This window comes from Vibrio sp. bablab_jr001 (assembly GCF_016464285.1).
GTDB lineage: Bacteria > Pseudomonadota > Gammaproteobacteria > Enterobacterales > Vibrionaceae > Vibrio > Vibrio fluvialis.
Map to the genome: position 1 here is coordinate 1 of NZ_JACDWZ010000106.1, position 18701 is coordinate 18701.

Annotated in this window: 20 protein-coding genes and 1 tRNA gene; 15 read left to right on the forward strand and 6 right to left on the reverse strand. The window is 46.9% G+C overall.

All coding sequences use genetic code 11. The annotated features are described in order from the left end of the window. A partial coding sequence (locus JIG40_RS19960) for an IS3 family transposase (protein WP_199464714.1) occupies positions 1-131 on the forward strand: 131 nt, incomplete at its 5' end. A 619-nt stretch (positions 132-750) separates the two neighbouring features. Here the strand turns inward: JIG40_RS19960 and JIG40_RS19965 are convergent. Together JIG40_RS19965 and JIG40_RS19970 are read right to left on the reverse strand one after the other, a co-directional pair. Continuing rightward, positions 751-841: transfer RNA gene (locus JIG40_RS19965), tRNA-Ser, on the reverse strand. A 178-nt stretch (positions 842-1019) separates the two neighbouring features. Then, positions 1020-2276 (reverse strand): adenylosuccinate synthetase, encoded by a 1257-nt coding sequence (locus JIG40_RS19970; RefSeq protein ID WP_024375570.1) that lies wholly within the window; start codon positions 2274-2276, stop codon positions 1020-1022. 180 nt (positions 2277-2456) lie between these two features. Between JIG40_RS19970 and JIG40_RS19975 the strand changes: the two genes are divergently transcribed. After that, on the forward strand, positions 2457-3344 hold the full coding sequence (locus JIG40_RS19975) for a LysR family transcriptional regulator (protein ID WP_020328364.1): 888 nt from the start codon (positions 2457-2459) through the stop codon (positions 3342-3344). A 315-nt stretch (positions 3345-3659) separates the two neighbouring features. After that, positions 3660-4331, forward strand: a complete 672-nt coding sequence (locus tag JIG40_RS19980) for a MaoC family dehydratase (RefSeq protein WP_032080368.1) — start codon at positions 3660-3662, stop codon at positions 4329-4331. A gap of 50 nt (positions 4332-4381) precedes the next feature. Here the strand turns inward: JIG40_RS19980 and JIG40_RS19985 are convergent, their stop codons facing one another. Beyond that, complete coding sequence (locus JIG40_RS19985; protein WP_158152058.1) at positions 4382-5206, reverse strand: phosphate ABC transporter substrate-binding protein; 825 nt, start codon at positions 5204-5206, stop codon at positions 4382-4384. Positions 5207-5423: 217 nt separating this feature from the next. On the opposite strand from JIG40_RS19985, the gene JIG40_RS19990 reads away from it, so the two are divergent. Continuing rightward, positions 5424-5777, forward strand: coding sequence for a DUF3024 domain-containing protein (locus tag JIG40_RS19990; RefSeq protein WP_199465949.1), 354 nt, complete (start codon positions 5424-5426; stop codon positions 5775-5777). 61 nt (positions 5778-5838) lie between these two features. On the opposite strand, the gene rnb is transcribed toward JIG40_RS19990, so the two are convergent. Continuing rightward, positions 5839-7845 (reverse strand): exoribonuclease II, encoded by a 2007-nt coding sequence (gene rnb, locus JIG40_RS19995; RefSeq protein WP_020328369.1) that lies wholly within the window; start codon positions 7843-7845, stop codon positions 5839-5841. Between the two features lie 376 nt (positions 7846-8221). On the opposite strand from rnb, the gene JIG40_RS20000 reads away from it, so the two are divergent. The 5 genes from JIG40_RS20000 (at position 8222) to rplT (ending at position 13541) form a co-directional block, all read left to right on the forward strand. Then, positions 8222-10138 (forward strand): DEAD/DEAH box helicase, encoded by a 1917-nt coding sequence (locus tag JIG40_RS20000; RefSeq protein WP_020328370.1) that lies wholly within the window; start codon positions 8222-8224, stop codon positions 10136-10138. 216 nt (positions 10139-10354) lie between these two features. Then, entirely contained in the window at positions 10355-12283 is a 1929-nt protein-coding gene (gene thrS / locus JIG40_RS20005) for a threonine--tRNA ligase (protein ID WP_020328371.1), read from the forward strand. 3 nt (positions 12284-12286) lie between these two features. Next, positions 12287-12838, forward strand: coding sequence for a translation initiation factor IF-3 (gene infC, locus JIG40_RS20010; RefSeq protein ID WP_075989580.1), 552 nt, complete (start codon positions 12287-12289; stop codon positions 12836-12838). 112 nt (positions 12839-12950) lie between these two features. Then, positions 12951-13145: a 50S ribosomal protein L35 gene (rpmI, locus tag JIG40_RS20015; RefSeq protein ID WP_004727973.1), complete on the forward strand. Its 195-nt coding sequence runs from the start codon at positions 12951-12953 to the stop codon at positions 13143-13145. Between the two features lie 42 nt (positions 13146-13187). Next, positions 13188-13541: a 50S ribosomal protein L20 gene (gene rplT / locus JIG40_RS20020; RefSeq protein ID WP_004727974.1), complete on the forward strand. Its 354-nt coding sequence runs from the start codon at positions 13188-13190 to the stop codon at positions 13539-13541. A 264-nt stretch (positions 13542-13805) separates the two neighbouring features. Here rplT and JIG40_RS20025 read toward each other — a convergent pair whose 3' ends face one another. Both JIG40_RS20025 and JIG40_RS20030 read right to left on the reverse strand, forming a co-directional pair. Continuing rightward, positions 13806-14633 (reverse strand): FTR1 family protein, encoded by an 828-nt coding sequence (locus tag JIG40_RS20025; RefSeq protein ID WP_020328375.1) that lies wholly within the window; start codon positions 14631-14633, stop codon positions 13806-13808. Positions 14634-14646: 13 nt separating this feature from the next. Further along, the gene (locus JIG40_RS20030; RefSeq protein ID WP_020328377.1) at positions 14647-14970 is read right to left on the reverse strand and encodes a cupredoxin domain-containing protein; all 324 of its coding nucleotides are present in this window, start codon (positions 14968-14970) and stop codon (positions 14647-14649) included. A gap of 228 nt (positions 14971-15198) precedes the next feature. On the opposite strand from JIG40_RS20030, the gene JIG40_RS20035 reads away from it, so the two are divergent. The 6 genes from JIG40_RS20035 to JIG40_RS20060 all read left to right on the forward strand — a co-directional run bounded on the left by JIG40_RS20035 (position 15199) and on the right by JIG40_RS20060 (position 18683). Continuing rightward, positions 15199-15765 carry a pyridoxamine 5'-phosphate oxidase family protein gene (locus JIG40_RS20035; protein WP_199465950.1) on the forward strand — a complete coding sequence of 189 codons (567 nt, stop codon included), beginning with the start codon at positions 15199-15201 and terminating at the stop codon, positions 15763-15765. Between the two features lie 200 nt (positions 15766-15965). Further along, entirely contained in the window at positions 15966-16202 is a 237-nt protein-coding gene (locus tag JIG40_RS20040) for a hypothetical protein (RefSeq protein ID WP_024374536.1), read from the forward strand. Between the two features lie 173 nt (positions 16203-16375). Next, on the forward strand, positions 16376-16594 hold the full coding sequence (locus JIG40_RS20045; RefSeq protein ID WP_020328379.1) for a VF530 family protein: 219 nt from the start codon (positions 16376-16378) through the stop codon (positions 16592-16594). A 151-nt stretch (positions 16595-16745) separates the two neighbouring features. Then, the gene (locus JIG40_RS20050; protein WP_020328380.1) at positions 16746-17138 is read left to right on the forward strand and encodes a DUF4260 domain-containing protein; all 393 of its coding nucleotides are present in this window, start codon (positions 16746-16748) and stop codon (positions 17136-17138) included. A 38-nt stretch (positions 17139-17176) separates the two neighbouring features. Next, a complete protein-coding gene (locus JIG40_RS20055; RefSeq protein ID WP_024374538.1) occupies positions 17177-17914 on the forward strand; it encodes an SDR family oxidoreductase in 738 nt (245 codons plus the stop codon). 58 nt (positions 17915-17972) lie between these two features. After that, positions 17973-18683 carry a hypothetical protein gene (locus JIG40_RS20060; protein WP_199465951.1) on the forward strand — a complete coding sequence of 237 codons (711 nt, stop codon included), beginning with the start codon at positions 17973-17975 and terminating at the stop codon, positions 18681-18683. The last annotated feature ends 18 nt before the right edge of the window (positions 18684-18701 follow it).

The window sequence follows — 18701 nt, forward strand, 5'->3', positions numbered from 1 at the left end:
AGATGGATGTGTTTAATTATATAGAGATGTTTTACAACCCGAAACGACAGCATAGTTCCAATGATGGGCTATCACCGTTAGAGTATGAACGTCAGTATTTTAATGAGGCTAAAAGTCGTCTACAGAAGTAGTGGCGATTCACTGAACCCAATAACTCATCTCTAAAATTCATCGCATGTTTTGTAGTAGCTTCAAGTGTATTCACCTTAGAGTATTTTATAAAGGCGCTAATTCGGGATTCCAGTTGTTGAATAGTCCGAGGGAGAATGTCTTCAACTTCTTTCGATCGAATGAATTCATCTAATAGTCGTTTGTTTATCTGAAGCTGTGAAACAGATGGTTTGACCTCCAATACAGGCAATACAGGTTTTACAGGTTGGGGGGGGAGCATCTATAACAGGGCTAAAATTTTTCTGACGGATGACTTTTAGCTCAGACCTTAATCTTTACATCGTAAGTGGAATATTACCCTTGGTATCACAAGTCGATATATAGCTTCGGATATGACTAATGATAACCATCAGTCGATCTATAGCTTCTGAACGTTTTTTGGTGCTTAGCGAGAGTCTCAGCTCTGTAGGAAAACCTAATTCGACTAGGTCTTTTGAAAAGCAGTAACGAGCGTAGTAAGTTGTATTGCGGTCTTTGAGTAAGAACATGATCGTATCACTTGTACGTATCATGCCAAAAAAGTTACCATAACGAAAAAGCCCGAGCTCTTGTCTATCAAGGGCTCGGGCTTTCTAAATGTGGCGGAGAGATAGGGATTTGAACCCTAGGTACGCTATTAACGTACGCCGGTTTTCAAGACCGGTGCTTTCAACCACTCAGCCATCTCTCCGTAGTGCGACGAACTATACTCGTCGATGATAGTGATGTAAATACGTCATGATGCTAACTGCGCAATATACAACCATTTTTTACAAATTTAGCTAATCGGTGACGTCATGCTCGTTCGATGATTTTGGATATAAAAAAGGCCGACAGGAATTGTCGGCCTCAGTTTCACTAGTTTTTGATTAGCGTAGGATCATTTGTGCGCGTTCTGGGCCCACAGAGATCATTTTCACTGGCACACCCATCAGTTCTTCAACACGTTGAACGTAATGTTGAGCGGCTAGAGGCAGGCTTTCAAACGTGCGGCAGCCTGTGATGTCTTCGTTCCAGCCTTCCATCTGTTCGTAAACCGGTGCCAGAGCAGAAGTTTGTGGCCAAATTGGGTTTTCACTGTGTTCACCTGCGTAGCTGACGCAGATTTTCAGATCTTGCATGCCGCTCAGACAGTCTAGTTTAGTCAGCGCAACTTCAGTTGCTGCTTGCAGTTCAACACCGTTGCGGGTCGCTACAGCATCGAAGTAGCCCATATCGCGTGGACGACCTGTTACTGCACCGTATTCGTTTGCCGCTTCACGGAAGCTGTCTTGCTCTTCCATCGCCGTGATCAGGGTACCGGTACCCACTGATGAGCTGAATGATTTTGCTACTGCAATCACGCGCTCTGGACGCAGTGCTGGCAAGCCACTACCCAAACCAGCATAGGCAGCCGTTACGTTGGAAGAAGTTGTCCATGGGTATTCGCCGTAAACTAAGTCACGACCCGCGCCCAGCTGCGCTTCAAACAGCAGGTTTTCGTCCTTCGCTTGCAGCGCTTTGAGCGGTTGACTCACGTTACAAATCGCGTCGCGCCATGGCGCAGAAACTTCCAACAGCCATTCGGTCATTTCTTCTGCGGTTTGAGAAAATTCGAATGACGGGTAAAGCGCTTTCAATTGAGGCAATTTCCAGTCCAGCATGAATTGGATACGCTCACGCAATACTTCTGGTTGCTTCAACCAACCTACCAGAATACCTTTCTTCATGACGCGGTCGCCGTATGCTGGCGCGATACCCTGACGTGTTGAACCGTAAGCGCCGTCACCGAGGCGTTCTTCTTCCAGTGTATCTTCCAGTGCATGTAATGGCAGACATAGCGTCGCACGATCTGAAATGCATAGGTTAACGTCAACACCTGCCGCTTTTACTTCCGCAATCTCCTGAGAAAGTGGAGCAGGGCTGATAACCATACCTGGGCCGAGAACGGCAAGACAACCTGGGTTAAACACGCCGCTTGGCAGCTGATGCAGTTTGAATGTACCAAAGTCATTTACAACGGTGTGGCCGGCGTTATTACCGCCTTGAAAACGAATGCTCGCTGCGGCGCTATCTGCCAAATAGTCCACAATACGGCCTTTACCTTCATCACCCCAGTTTGCACCCACAACAACGATAGACGACATGTTTTAATCTCCTCAAAAGTTACCAACCTATCCTAGGGGGCGGACTGAAATAAGAAAAATTAATAATCATTATTGGCTTGATAAGAAATTCATATCGGGATAATTTGAACGACTGAATGTAAGCGCTTATCGTACTGAAGGTCGCGCCTTCACCGTCCTTTCTATCGTTCAGGAGCTGATATGCTTGATCTCCACTGGCTCAACACATTTGTGACGTTGGCTCGTCTTGAGCACTTTGGGAAAGCCGCCAGCGAGTTGCACATGACCCAGCCAAACGTCAGTTTACACATCAAACAGCTTGAACAGAGCACACGGGTAAAGCTCATTGAACGTAATCCCTTTCGTCTGACTCAGGCGGGTGAACGTTTGTTGCAGAGCGCGCAAAATACGTTGATGGAGCTACAAAGTTGCCAAGCCGATCTCAATGCGATTAACGACCTTTGCCAAGGCACTCTCACCATTGCTGCCAGTGACATTATTTCCCGCTGGTTACTGATTGGACCGTTCCAATCGTTTAAGTCGGAATTTCCCGGAATAGATCTGACGTTGCTGAATACGACGTCGTCACAGGCTGCGGACCTGGTCAAGAGTGCCAAAGCGGATCTTGGCTTTGTGATGGCACAAAAAGAGAGTCAACCACTGCATTTTACTGAGCTTAAGCAGGTGAAGTGGTGCGCGTTGGGAAATGGCTTGGAAGCGTGGCAGAACGGGGAGGTGGTCGATAATCTTGAAGCGCCAACCTTAATTTTGCTGGGACACGATACCCGCACGCGAGATTTAATGGATCCGGCATTGCCGGACTTAAAATTGCCTAAATATCGCATTATGGAAGTCGGCAGTGTCGATGCACAGATTGACTGGGCAGAAGCCGGATTCGGTATCGCGATTGTTCCGGATTTCGCATTGCATCCCAAGCTCAATCTTCAATCCACCATCACACCCTTACCGACTTTTCCTTCGGCCAGTTTAGGCTATATTGTGCGTCAGAATCAGGTACTGTCGAAAGCAATCAAAAAGCTGCTGCATTGGGTGGACGAAGAAATTATCCGCTCGCCTCATGTCAATTGAGAACGTTTGCCGTATTTGGTGGTCGAATGCATATTGCTTTAAAAATCAACAAATTTGCTTATTAGACGCGTCATTGTCTACAGTTAACGACAAGCCCGAATAGAAAAATCAGAACAAAGTTTGCCCAAAATACTCGTGTATTTACTCTAATTTTTGAAATGCTAATAAAATAATGTTTTATTGATAACCTTTTGAAAATTAACAAAAAATAAAGGTTGAGTATACGCATGTACGCCCGAAAGTGTTTGCAGGTTACTGTGAAGTACTTCAAAATTAGGACGTTAGCATTTCTTCTTAGTTAAGAATGAGGTTTTGATGAAAGTCGCGGATCTATTTAAACATCGTGCAGAAAATCTTGTTAAGCACGCTGAATTTAAGCAGTGGGTGTCTCCTGCTATGCGCGAATACTGGGACGAATTCTTAGGCAAAGCCAACAATCGTCAGCTGTTCTCTTGGGTAAAAGAGTTTCATCAGCCAGCGAATGAAGATGTACAGATGCCGGAGCCTATCGTGCTTAAGCCAGAAGCTCAGGCTGTGTATGACGAACTGATGCCAAACATTGGTGAAGTTATCCATACGGGTGACTGGATTCTGGTGGATCAGGATCGCATTAACCAATTTGGTGCTGTCACGGAAGATATGCAATGGATTCATACTAACCCTGAAAGGGCAGAAGCTGAGTCGCCTTTTAAAACAACGATCGCTCATGGTTTTCTGACGTTAGCTCTGCTGCCAAAACTGACAGACAGTGTGGATGCGGATAACTCACTTTTCCCGACCGCGAAGCTGGTCGTGAATATTGGTCTGAATTCGGTACGTTTTCCTTATCCGGTGAAATCGGGTAGTCGGGTTCGCGCAGTGAGTACGCTGTCTAAAGTGACGCCAATCAAGAAAGGCTTGGAAATCGAGCGTGAAATAAAGGTTGAGATTGAAGGCGTTCGCCGCCCCGGTTGCGTGGTGGTCTCGGTGATTCAACTGCACTTTTAAGCGTATTAAAAATGAAAAAGGAGAGCTGAGGCTCTCCTTTTTTGTGGGCGTTATTTATATTCGCCGACCGGAATGTATCCGTACTCGACAATCAGCGCTTTGGCTCTCTCTGAGCGCAGGAAATCGAGAAACGCTTTTGCTTCTTTGCTGTCCTTGTCAGTGTAGTGCAGGATAAGGAAAGGACGTGACAATGCGTATTTGTGATCGGCAATGGTTTTAGACGTTGCATCGATGCCTTCAAACTTAATCGCCTTAACCGACTTATCTACTGAGCCTGTTGAGATGAAACCAATCGCCTGCGAGTTGTGGTTAACCAGAGTTTTCACCATGCTGTTGCTGTTGACCACCAGGTTATTTGGGTTAATGTCCGACACCAAACGATCATTAATGATTTTGGTTAGCCCGAGCAGACTTTCAAAACTGTAACGGGTACCCGAAGAGGCTTCGCGTGTTACTACTGCGATTTTCTGATCGTTACCGCCGACTTGCTTCCAGTTATTAATTTTGCCTTTGTAAATGTCATACAGCTGTTCACGCGACAGATCGCTGACAGGATTCGCGCGGTTCACCACGACCGCCAAACCATCATAAGCAAGTAAAAAGGTATTGAGAGAATCCTCTTCTTCGCTTTCGGTCAGATAACGAGAACTCATGGCAATGTGCGCCACGCCTTTTTTCAGCAGAGTGATCCCTGCGGTAGAACCGACACCTTGAACCGCGATGTAACTATTCGGGTGTGTTGCATTGTATTCTTCTGCGAGCACATCCATGATGCGGGCAACCGACGTGGAACCAGAGACATTAATCTCGCTCGCTTGCGCAAAAGAGGTCAAAAGAGAAAGTGAGCAAAGAGCAGCAAGCGCGACCCGTAGCATAAGTGAACTCCAAAAATAGGTAATAGAACAGGGCATTATGTTATGTCGCTTAGATGACATTTTTGTGAATCATCAGCCTGTTCCCATGGGATTGTGTGAAATGTCTCCGGTTTAAGGGGGATGGGTTATACTCAAAACACATTGAGATCATAGAAAATTCAGTTCTTTCAGGAGATACTGAGTCGGTCGGCGGGTTGAGTAAGGCGTTGAGGGAGTCATGGCGGTTATTAGTTTACTGCAGCGTCAGATAGAACGAAGAGCGGAGCTGGTTTGTCACAATCGAAATCAGAGTTTACCCGCGGAATTGGGCAAATCCGGATTTGAATCCATTGAAAATGGGGTGCAGTTTATTCAGAGCCACTTCAAGTTGGACTCGGCCCATTGTGATTACACCAGCCCGGTGGCCAAAGTGGTCTGGGAAGAAGAGTCCCGGCTGTGGGCGTTGTATGTACCTTCTGGTCTGGGTGAATCTCCGGAATGGATGCCATACCCTTATTTATCCAAAAGTGGTGATCTGACCGCGTTGATTCGGGAAGTAGAAAAAGACCCTAAATCCTATTTCTGGTTCTGATGGACAAAACGGGGACAATAAAAAAGGCATTCATTTGAATGCCTTTTTTGAGCGTTAATAATTAAGCCTCGGTTGGCTCTTCGGTGGCTTCTGGAGCGGCTGGCGCATCTGCAAAAACCTGAGTCGGCTTAGCCACTACGCTGCGGTTTTCTTGATTTACTTCAGTCAGAACCACTTCCAGCGTATCGCCCAGTTTGTACACGACTTCTTTATCGATGGATACTGTACCTTCTTCGCCGTTACACTCGATACGCTCTTTATTATCAACAATCAGCGCGCCAGGGATGAAAGCCATTGCGCCGTTTTCTAGTAAGCGAACACGCATGCCAGGACGGTTGATATCGAAGATTTCAGCGGTGAAGCGAGTCTCTTTTGCTGGCTCTTCTGCCAGAGTGCGGGCATACAACCAGTCAGCCACGTTGCGTTCTGCAATCTTATGGTGTTTGCGGTGCAGAGCCAGTTCTTCGCCAACTGTTTCATCTGGCTTTTGCACAGATTCTTTACCCAGAATATGTGCTTTCAGCATGCGATGGTTGATCATGTCGCCGTACTTACGAATCGGTGATGTCCAGGTCGCATAAACGTCCAGGCCCATTGCAAAATGAGGCAGTGGTTGGTTACCAATTTCACTGTAGCTCTGGCTCTTACGGATACGGTTATCCAGATAAGAAGTCTCTTGGGTAGACAGCCAGCGACGCAAAGCGGCAAAACCTTCAACCGTGTTTACGCTCTCTTCGCTGCATTGTGCTCCGTGCGAGTTCATCAGCTCAACGATATCCGCGACTTTCTCCGGCTTAAAGCCAGCGTGTGTGTTGAACACACCAGTACCAAATGCGGCCTGTAGTGTTTTACCTGCACAGATATTCGCGGTAATCATCGATTCTTCAACCAGACGGTTTGCCGTGCGACGAGAATCGGCGTGAATGGCGACGACATCGTTGTCTTCACTCAGTTCGAAACGATAGTCAGGGCGATCAGGGAAAACAACCGCGTGTGTCTCACGCCAGTTTGCACGTGCCTGAGAAAACTCGTAAAGGTCACGGACAACCTGAGCAATCTCTTCACTTGGTTGCCAGGCGTCGCTTGAGCCCGTTTCGAGCCAGTCTGAAACGTGATCGTAGACCAGACGGGCATGCGACTTAATGTTGGCTGCAAAGAAGCGAATGTCATCACCAATCACACCATCTTTATCGACGGTTACCGTGCAGCACAGGGCAGGGCGCACTTCATTTTCGATCAATGAACACAATTCATCTGCCAGATCGCGTGGCAACATTGGAATGTTGCGGCCAGGTAGATAGATAGTGAAGCCACGTTCGCGCGCCACTTTATCCATATCATCTTCAGGTGTGATGTAGGCGGTCGGATCGGCGATAGCAATAGTAAGAGCGAAACTACCGTTTTCCAGCTTCTTCGCATACAGCGCATCGTCCATATCTTTGGTTGACTCACCATCAATGGTGACGAATGGAATAGTCGTCAGATCCGTACGCTCAAGATCGGCGTCGTCCTTAAGTTCCCAGTTTTCGATTCCTGCAGGTTCGCAGTTTGGCAGATCGTTTTCGGCCAACGTCACCCACCAAGGTGCAATCTTGTCATCGGCGTCGGTGATTTTTTCTGAAATCTCGGCAAAGAAACCATTGTCGTCTTTCAGCGGATGACGAGTCAGATGGGCGACAACCCAATCGCCCTCTTTAAAATCTTCAGGGTTCAGACCTTTCTTGGTCTTTGCCTTGAGCGGCATTTTTTTTAGTTGCGGGTGATCCGGAGCAACGTTCAGTTTGCCTTTGTGGAGTTTAACCCGGCCGATAAAGCGGTTCAGCGATTGTTCGATCAGTTCTTGCGGCTCAGCGACTTCGCGCTCTTTCTCCGTACGGATGATGGCCACCACTTTGTCGCCATGCATACATTTCTTCATGTATGGTGGCGGAATAAAGAAGCTGGTTTTACTGTCGACTTCGAGAAAACCAAAACCTTTGTCGGTCGCTTTAATTTGACCTTCTTTTTTTGGCAGGTTTTCTTGAATCTGTTGCTTTAATTGGGCAAGTAGCGGGTTATCTTGAAACATCTTTTTTATTTCTGACTCGGTTAATTGGGCACACTATAATCATTGACTATGATTATTACTACCGAAAACGTGATTTTCAGCGCTGGTTGAACCTAGTTTAATTGCTGAAATTATCAGCTAATTTCTTGGAATTAGGGCTGTTAGCACGTTACTGAGGCGGCATTTTATCACTACTGAGAAAAAATTGTGATGAATTTCAATTTTTTCTAGCTTTTTTTATGCGTTTAGGGAATAATCCGCCTCCCTTAGATGTCCCTAGTGGCTTGATGCTTTTTGATACTCGTCCGCATCTGAACGGATTCAGCAACTTTCTTGGATTAGTTGGAATGGTAAAGCACGTGGGACCTTGGTTATTCATTATTTTAGTGGGATCCCCATGCAAGAATCTGTCATTCAATTCAGTGACTTAGCACTAAACAGTGCAATCCTTTCTGCCCTTAACGAAATGGGCTTCGTTTCTCCAACTCCAATTCAGGCTGCTGCAATTCCTCTTCTTCTGGAAGGCCGCGACGCACTAGGTAAAGCACAAACAGGTACAGGCAAAACCGCAGCATTCTCGCTGCCACTACTGAACAAATTGGATTTGTCTCAGTACAAGCCACAAGCAATCGTAATGGCTCCAACCCGCGAACTGGCTATCCAGGTAGCGGCAGAAATTAAAAATCTGGGTCAGAACATCAAGGGTTTGAAAGTTCTAGAAATCTACGGTGGTGCTTCTATCGTAGATCAAATGCGCGCTCTTAAATCTGGCGCACATATCGTTGTCGGTACTCCAGGCCGCGTTAAAGACCTGATCAGCCGTGAACGTCTGCACCTGGACGAATGTCATACATTCGTTCTGGATGAAGCGGATGAAATGCTGAAAATGGGCTTCGTTGACGACGTAACTTGGATCATGGAACAAGCACCAGAAACAGCACAGCGTGTTCTGTTCTCTGCAACCATGCCTCCAATGGTAAAAGACATCGTTGATCGCTTCCTACGTGAACCTGCTCGTGTTGACGTTGCCGGTTCTAACCAAACTGTTGCTAAAGTAGAGCAGCAATTCTGGGTTGTAAAAGGCGTAGAGAAAGATGAAGCGATGGCTCGTCTTCTTGAAACTGAAGAAACTGACGCGTCTATCGTGTTCGTACGTACTCGCCAAGATACTGAGCGCCTGGCTGATTGGCTATGTGCACGTGGCTTCAAAGCTGCGGCACTACACGGTGACATTCCGCAGTCTCTGCGTGAGCGTACTGTTGATCATATCAAACAAGGCGTGATCGATATTCTGGTAGCAACTGATGTTGTTGCTCGTGGTCTTGATGTGCCACGTATCACTCACGTATTTAACTACGACATTCCGTTCGATGTGGAATCATACATCCACCGTATCGGCCGTACTGGTCGTGCTGGACGTAAAGGTAAAGCGATCCTGCTGGTTCGTACTAACCAAATCCGCATGCTACGTACTATCGAACGTGTTACTCGTTCTTCTATGGAAGAGATCCAACTTCCACACCGCGATAAAGTGGCTGAAGCACGTCTGAGCCAACTGGCTGTTGAGCTGGAAGCAGAGAAAGAGCACACTTCTCTGGAGAAATTCTCTGAGCTGGTTGAGAAACTGCAAGCTTCTCTGGAACTGGATGCAACGACTCTGGCTGCAATCCTGCTGAAACGTCAGCAAGGTAAACGTCCTCTGTTCTACGTTGGTGAAGACCCAATGCTAGAAGCAATGGAACGTGACAAAGCACGTCGTCGCGAGCGTCGTGAAGGTGGTGACCGTCGTGAAGGTCGTCGTGAGTTTGGTGGCCGTGGTGAGTTCGCTGCAAACACTGACTGGGAAACATACCAGCTGCAAGTGGGCCGCGATCAAGGCGTTCAAGTAAAAGACATCGTTGGTGCACTGGCTAACGAACTGGGTCTGACTAAAGGCTCTATCGGTGCCATCAAACTGGCTCAAGGCCACACATTTGTTCAGCTGCCGAAAGAAATGTCTGCTGATGTCACGGGTAAACTGCGTAAGCTGCGTATTCGTCAGAAAGAAGTTGGCGCTGTTGTATGTGATTTCGATGACTTCCGTGAGTCTCGTGGTCGTCGCGAAGGCGGTAACAGCCGTCGTGAAGGTGGTTTCCGTGGTAACCGTGAAGGTGGTAGCCGCGAAGGTGGTCGTCGTGAAGGTGGCTTCCGTGGTAACCGCGAAGGCGGCAGCCGTGAAGGTGGTGAGCGTCGTTTCGATCGCAACCGTGGTGGCGATCACCGTGGTAACCATCGTGGTGAACGCGGTCACAGCCGTCGTCGCACTGAAGCGTAATAGTTCACGCTGCTATATATAAAGAGAGCCCGCGGATAATCTGCGGGCTTTTTCTTTTCCCTGAAATATTCTTACTTTACATTCGTTATGTGAGCTAGGTACAATTCGGTTTCCGTTGATAATCCGGTATTCGTGTTACCGAGTGATCATCGATGGCTCACTTAATCAAACTGAACATGTGTTGCTTAGTGTGCAACACCACTGTAAGGATATCTCATGCCTATTATTACTCTTCCTGACGGCAGTCAGCGTCAATTTGACAACCCGGTTTCTACTCTAGAAGTTGCACAATCTATCGGTCCTGGTCTGGCGAAAGCGACCATTGCAGGCCGTGTTGATGGTGTTCGTGTTGATGCGTGCGATTTGATCGAAAACGACGCAAGCCTTGAAATCATCACCACGAAAGATGAAGTCGATGGTCTGGAAATTGTTCGTCACTCTTGTGCCCACTTGCTTGGCCATGCGCTGAAGCAACTTTACCCACAAGCAAAAATGGCGATCGGTCCAACTATCGATAGCGGCTTCTACTACGATATCGATCTAGAAGAATCTCTGTCACAAGACGACATCGAGAAGATCGAAGCTCGCATGAAAGAGCTGGCGAAAACCAAATATCAGGTTGTTAAAAATAAAGTCAGCTGGCAGGAAGCGCGTGACACATTTGAAGCGCGCCAAGAACCATACAAGATGGAAATCTTGGACCAAAACGTTGCTCGCGATGATCGTCCTGGTCTTTACCACCATGAAGAATACATCGACATGTGTCGCGGTCCGCATGTGCCAAATATGGGCTTCTGCCAACACTTCAAACTGTTGAACGTGGCAGGTGCCTACTGGCGTGGCGACAGCAATAACAAAATGCTACAACGTATCTACGGTACTGCGTTCCACGATAAAAAAGCGCTGCAAGCTCACCTGACTCGTCTGGAAGAAGCGGCGAAACGTGACCACCGTAAGATCGGTAAGCAGCTTGACCTGTTCCATATGCAGCAAGAAGCACCAGGTATGGTGTTCTGGCATCACAATGGCTGGTCTATTTTCCGTGATCTGGAAGTCTTTATTCGTCACAAGCTGACAGAATACGGTTACCAGGAAGTAAAAGGTCCTCTGATGATGGATCGCGTTCTTTGGGAACGTTCAGGTCACTGGGACAAATACGCAGATGCGATGTTTACAACGTCATCTGAGAACCGTGATTACGCAATCAAGCCAATGAACTGTCCGGGTCACGTGCAGATCTTTAACCAAGGTCTGAAATCGTACCGCGATCTGCCACTGCGTATGGCAGAATTTGGTTCATGTCACCGTAACGAGCCATCGGGTTCGCTGCACGGTATCATGCGTGTTCGTGGCTTTACTCAGGACGATGCTCATATCTTCTGTACTGAAGACCAAATTCAGGAAGAAGTGACATCGTGCATCAAGATGGTGTACGACACATACACTACTTTCGGTTTCGAAAACATTGCCGTGAAACTGTCTACTCGCCCAGAAAAACGCGTAGGTAGTGATGAGATTTGGGACAAATCAGAAGAAGCACTGAAATACTCTCTGGAAGCGATGGGTATCGCTTACGAAATTCAAGAGGGTGAGGGTGCATTCTACGGTCCTAAGATCGAATTCACGCTATACGACTGTCTGGACCGTGCGTGGCAGTGTGGTACTGTGCAACTCGACTTCAACCTGCCTTCGCGTCTAGGCGCAACATACGTAGGTGAGAACAACGAGCGTTTGGTACCTGTAATGATTCACCGCGCGATTTTAGGCTCATTAGAGCGTTTTATCGGTATTCTTATCGAAGAATACGCAGGTTTCTTCCCAACTTGGTTGGCGCCAGAGCAAGCAGTTGTCGTAAATATTACAGACAAACAAGCTGATTACGCTCAGGAAGTGGCTCAAAAGCTACAAAAATGTGGTATTCGAGCAAAAGCGGACTTGAGAAATGAGAAGATAGGCTTTAAAATCCGCGAACACACTTTAAAGCGTGTCCCGTACATGTTGGTTTGTGGCGACCAAGAAATGGAAGCCGGAGAAATTGCAGTACGTACACGTAAAGGTAAAGATCTTGGTAAGTTTAAACTGGATGACTTTATTTCACATATCCAGACCGAGATTGCTGCCCGTAAGTTAAATCTGGAGGAATAAACTATTAAAGGCGGAAGACGTGGCCAAGTACCGGCCAAACAAAACCAGCACCGTTTAAACGGTGAAATTCGTGGCGTTCGTGAAGTTCGTTTAACAGGCGCTGACGGTGAGTCTGTTGGTATCGTTTCGATCCAAGAAGCACTAGCAGCAGCCGAAGAAGCTGGTATGGATCTTGTAGAGATCAGCCCTAACGCCGAGCCACCAGTCTGTCGTGTAATGGACTATGGCAAATTCCTCTTCGAAAAGAGCAAAGCTGCTAAAGAGCAGAAGAAGAAGCAAAAACAGATCCAGATTAAGGAAGTTAAATTCCGTCCTGGGACTGATATTGGAGACTATCAGGTAAAACTACGCAACCTGACCGGTTTCCTTGAAGAAGGCAACAAAGTGAAAGTAACAATTCGCTTCCGTGGCCGAGAGATGGCTCACCAAGACATCGGTGTTGACGTTCTGAATCGTTTGAAAGAGGACACTGCAGAATTTGCTGTTGTGGAATCTTTCCCAACGAAGATTGAAGGTCGTCAGATGATCATGGTTCTAGCCCCTAAGAAGAAGTAATTAACGGCTTGCAAGTAATAAACCTGGCCGAGTTGCTTAAGGTAACGAGGTTGGGTTTTATTCGCCCTAATTACGTTGTTTATTAAACTACTACAATGCGGAGTTATTCATCATGCCTAAGATGAAAAACAACAAAGGTGCTGCTAAGCGTTTCAAGAAAACTGCTGGTGGTTTTAAGTTCAAACACGCTACCAAACGTCACATCCTGACTAAGCGTACAACTAAGAACAAACGTCAACTACGTCCAAACTCAATTCTTCCTAAATGTGAAGTTGCGGGTATCGTTCGTTGTCTGCCATACGCTTAATTTGTTTTTAGTTTTTAATTCGTTTAGTTTAGGAGAAGCATAATGCCTCGCGTAAAACGTGGTGTACAAGCTCGTGCACGTCATAAGAAAGTTCTGAAACAAGCTAAAGGTTACTACGGTGCACGTTCACGTGTTTACCGCGTAGCTTTCCAAGCAGTTACTAAAGCTGGTCAATACGCTTACCGTGACCGTCGCGCTAAGAAACGTCAATTCCGTCAACTGTGGATTGCACGTATCAACGCGGCTTCTCGTCAAAATGGTCTATCTTACAGCCGTTTCATCAACGGTCTTAAGAAAGCATCAATCGAGATCGACCGTAAGATCCTGGCTGATATCGCAGTATTCGACAAAGCAGCGTTTGCTGTTCTTGTAGAAAAAGCGAAAGCTGCTCTGTAATTAGCAGAACCGGTTTAAGAGAAGGAGAGCATTTGCTCTCCTTTTTTCTTTTCTGGAATTCTTCGTCTCTTAGTTCAAATACCTTCTAGAGCTCTCGTCCCTCAATTTCATACGAAGTTACTTGTCAGCGAACTCGCGCAGATGTGTTCGGCCATTTAACAATTTCGTCGGTAGTATTCCAGTTCTTGAGGTGGGTGTTTTTGACAAATAGAGGCAGAGGATTTGGCAGGGGAAAATACGGCCCCGAAGGAGCCGTAGAGAGATTTAGATTTTGGAAACTTTGCGTGATGCGGACTCAGAACGACTCGCCCAACGCATGCCAACAGAGATAAGCACAAGGGTAGCGAGGTAAAAAGCAAGCTGAATCGCAGTTGGCCGAGCTTGATAGCCAACCAAAATATGCAGTAGCTGACCAGCGATTGAACGTTCAGACAAGATAGAACTGGAGTTCCATAATGGTGCCTGAGCGGTCAGAATGCCCGCTTGCATCAAATAACCAGCTGCTGATGCCGCGAGGCCTGCAGCTAAGAACAGAATCATCCAGCCCGTCACTTTGAACAGCAGATGAGTCGGAATGCGTAAGAGGCCGAAGTAGAGCAGAGCACCTGCAATGATGCCCGAAACGACGCCAAAGATTCCGCCTGTCAGCAGCGATATACCCGAATCACCGCCAGCCGCGACACCATAAAGGAACAGAACCACTTCCGAACCTTCGCGTAGTACCGCAAGGCCAGTGGCCACAGATAGGAAGTAAAGTGGCAATGAGCCTTCGTTCACTTTGGAGCTGACCTGCTTTAAGTGAGCTACTAGTTCGCGAGCATGCTTTGACATCCAGATGTTGTGCCATGCAAGCATCAATACTGCCGTCAACAAGATACCAGCATTAAACAGTTCTTGCCCCATACCTTCAAATGTTGACGCAATGGCACCTGCGGAGAAGGCGACGGCTAAAGCGCCAAAGAGACCAGCGGTGACACCTCCGAAAATCCAGCGAGTTCGGCCAGGTAAGCCTTTAGTGGCTGCCATCAGAATCGTGACAATAAGCGCGGCTTCCAGCACCTCTCGAAAGACAATAATTGCGGAACTCAGCATGAGTCTTCCTCACTTACTTAACGATCAAAGCACCTTTAGCGGTGTCTTCATGAAATTCACCGATAAACTCAAATTCGCCCGGGCCGAAAGGACCAACCAAAATGGTTGCTTCACCGTGGCCTGCGATCACTTTTTCAGCATGGAAATCTTCACCTTCAAATTCTTCAGCCGTGTCATCAAGGTTTTTCACAATCAGTTTTACCTGTTGATGTGCCGGAATCTCGAGTTGTGCTGGGTGGAATTGGTGATCCTTAATTTCAATCTCGAAAGTAGGAGTGTCAGCCAGTGCTGGCAGGCTTGCGCTCAGAAGGAGTGGCAGCAGAAGGAATTTTTTCATCTATGAATATCTCAGTTAAACCAAATAAGAATGGTTATTATATTTATTGTTAGTAAATGTAACAAACTATTTAATTTAATGAGTGGACCGACAAGTCGGGTTCTGACCCAACCGATACCGAAAAAATGACTCAATAATGCTATCCAATGCATAACAAGAGCCGTTAGTATGGCTTGGTCGTCAACTTCTTCTTCATGGAAATCAATATCACGTCAGGGAGGCATCCGCATGGGTAAGCAATTTTCTTCATTATCGGATCAACATATCGAGTTTATCGCACAGCAGAAGATCTACTTTGTGGGAACGGCGGCAGAGAGTGGGCGGGTCAATATCTCTCCTAAAGGCGGTGATTCACTAAGAGTGATCAGTCCAACGCAAATTGCTTGGTTGAATTTGACCGGGAGTGGAAACGAGTCCGCGGCACACGTGCTTAGAAATACGCGAATGACGGTGATGTTCTGTGCATTTGATGGTGCTCCTTTGATTCTGCGTGCTTACGGTGAAGCTAAAGTACTGCACAGTAAGGATAGTGAATGGCCTCAGTATGTCGGGCTCTTTCCGGCCAGTGTCGCATCGCGCCAAATCTTTCTTTTGGATATTGATATGGTGCAGTCATCGTGCGGAATGTCAGTACCTTATTTCAATTATGAGGGCGACCGCGATGACTTGGCTAAATGGTCAGATCGCCAAGGCGTGGAAGGTATTGAGCAATACTGGCTGAAGAAAAACCAAAATAGTATTGATGGTTTTGATACGGAGATCGCGCATCGCGCGGACATTAAACTAACTTCTTGATTGTCGTTTAATTTATAAAAAACTCGTTATGCAGGAGAATAACTGTAGCTGATCGCTTGTTTCAGCGTTCACTCTCTCCAATCCTGATGTCGTCTATGCTAGCGTATGGCTACATCGACAATGTGTATGAACCCATAGCTCTCAACGTGGCGTGAACAGTCTGAATGCGTCGTTTTATGTGTCACGGAAAAGGAGCCTTGATGGTCACCGTACAATTTTTGCAAAAAGAAACCACACTCACCTATATTGATGTTCATGCTGCGACATATCGTGAAGAGCTGGTACAACTTACCGAGCAAGGATTCGTTGTCAGCGGTAAACCAGTGACGGCAGAAACGATCAAAGAGTGCTTGGCTGAGTATAAAAACAGAGATGAGGTAACAGTTAAAGAGTATGCAATACTGTCCGTAGTCTGCGCGCTTTTCAGTGTTGCTTAACGTCAATCGTTCAATCTAATGCCCAATGAATGGTTCGTTGCCTTTACAGGCAAATGATTAAGGCTCGCCAGCCTTGAACAAAGGAATAGGGTGGAATGCTTCGAATCTGTTAGACTGCCCGCTTGTGCCGCTGGTATTCAGCGGCGAATTACTTCGATATTGGAATAGAATTGATGAGCCAACCACAACCTAATAATCCGTTGCATGGATTAACCCTTGAGAAAATCCTGACTCGTTTAGTTGAACATTATGGTTGGAATGGTTTGTATCGCGAAGTCCGAGTGAACTGTTTTGAGAATGATCCGTCGATCAAATCGTCACTCAAGTTTTTAAGAAAGACACAGTGGGCAAGAGATAAGGTTGAAGCGCTGTATATCAATACGTTTACCTGATAATCCTTTCTTTGGCCTGCAATATTGAGCAGGCCAAGCCCCTTCAAATTTCTCACTATCGCCGTTTTCTATGGCGCTTCACGGGTATCGTGGTACTAATTAAAAGTCTTTCCGGTGCTCTTTCAGGCATCGAGGGTTGCAAGGAATCAACATGTCATTTGTTACTGGTCAGCCTAAAATTTTACTGCGTTTGGAAGGGCTTTGTATCCTTCTGATTTCTTTGCTTTTCTACTCTACCTCCGGATTTAGCTGGAGCTTGTTTGGCTGGCTGTTTCTTGTGCCTGATATCGCGCTGCTAGGTTATCTGTTCAACCCTGTAGTAGGCGCAGTCGCTTATAACATCACGCATTCTCTACTTATCCCACTGGGATTGGCCGCTGTTGGCGTAATTCTTGGGGGATCTTTAGCTTTGTCGTTAGCCACAATCTGGATCGCGCATATCGGGTTTGATAGAGCGCTGGGCTATGGGTTGAAATACGGCAGTGGCTTTACCCACACGCATCTTGGCCGAATCGGCAGGGATCGCTACAGCGAAGAGATGTAATTCGCTCAGACATGAAAAGGAATATATAGGAGAAGTCGATGAAAGCTGCGCTAGTGACTGGAGGCTCGAAAGGCATCGGCCTTGAAATGGTTTTGCGTTTGTTGGCCCTTGGCTATCAGGTTATCACTTGCTCGCGAAACCCAACGACCTGGCAACAGGCTGTGGCGCATTATCCCCAATTGGAATCCGTCGATTATCACGCCTTGGATATTGCTGATGAACAGGCGGTCATTTGCTTCTTCGGCACTATCGACGCGCGGTATGGGAAACTGGATGTCGCGGTGAATAATGCTTCACCAGCATTGGCATCGCGCGGTGCGTATGAGACTGTCGCCGACTACCTGCTCAAAGATACGCTCAATCAGGATTTTTGGGCACAAGCGTTATGCCTGAAGTATGAACTTGGCTTGATGTCGTCTGGTGCCTCGATTGTCAATATCAGCTCAGTCAATGGCCTGAGACCAACGCCAAATGCAGCCATGTACAGTGCCGCCAAGCATGCTCTGGAAGGGCTGACTCGTTCGTTGGCTCTGGAAAATATTGCCCAAGGCATCCGTATCAACGCCGTTGCACCAGGTGTTACCTGGACGCCAAGATGGGATGAACGCCAGTTAGAAGTCCCCTCAATACGTGACGATGTATCTGCAGTGGTACCGATGGAACGTTTTGCCCGACCTGATGAAATCGTCGACGCCGTTGAGTTTTTAATTTCAGCAAAAGCGAGTTATATCGTCGGGCATACGTTGGTGGTCGATGGTGGTTTGTCGCTCGCTTAACAAAGGCCATCGTGTTGCTGGGTATCATAGTGGCCTATAGATCAGCCAATTGCTTGCAATGATAGAATCCATTTACCAAAACATGTGGGACAGCTTCAGTGAAGCCGTTCGTGATGAGCGGTATGTGCAGGATCCTTATCTCAAAGATAAAGCCGATACGCGTCGGGGTATTACTGCGCTCGCCTATTTGCAACCCAACAGCCCGTTAGTGACGGCAAATATCGACGAGTTTTTGCATCAGGTCCGAAAGCTGGAACCAGAGCAATATTTCTATCCGCAAAACGAACTTCATTTAACCCTGTTGTCGGTTATCTCTTGTGAAGCGGGTTTTCAGTTGTCGGATATCGACATTGACCACTATGCGGATGTGTTTCTGCAAGCTTTAAGTCACGTTGAGCCGATAGAAATTGAATTTCGCGGAGTCAGTGCTTCGCCGGAATGTATCGTGATTCAGGGGTACCCCATCGGAAATGGGTTGAGTCAATTGCGCGATCAATTGAGGAGTGGTTTTAAAAAATCAGGACTAAGAACGAGCGTCGATAGCCGCTATAAGTTGGTCACCGCACATGCCAGCGCAGTACGCTTCCGTTCGCCTATGAATGATGCTAAAGCGCTGCGTAAACTGTGTCAGCAGTTTCGCCAACATTCATTTGGCAGATTGAACGTATCGGCCTGTGAGCTGGTGTTTAATAATTGGTATCAACAGCGGGCCGTCACCCAATTATTGGCGCAATGTTCGCTGTCTTATCCAGTTAGTGTCGAAAAATAGCTCAATCAACCTATTTGA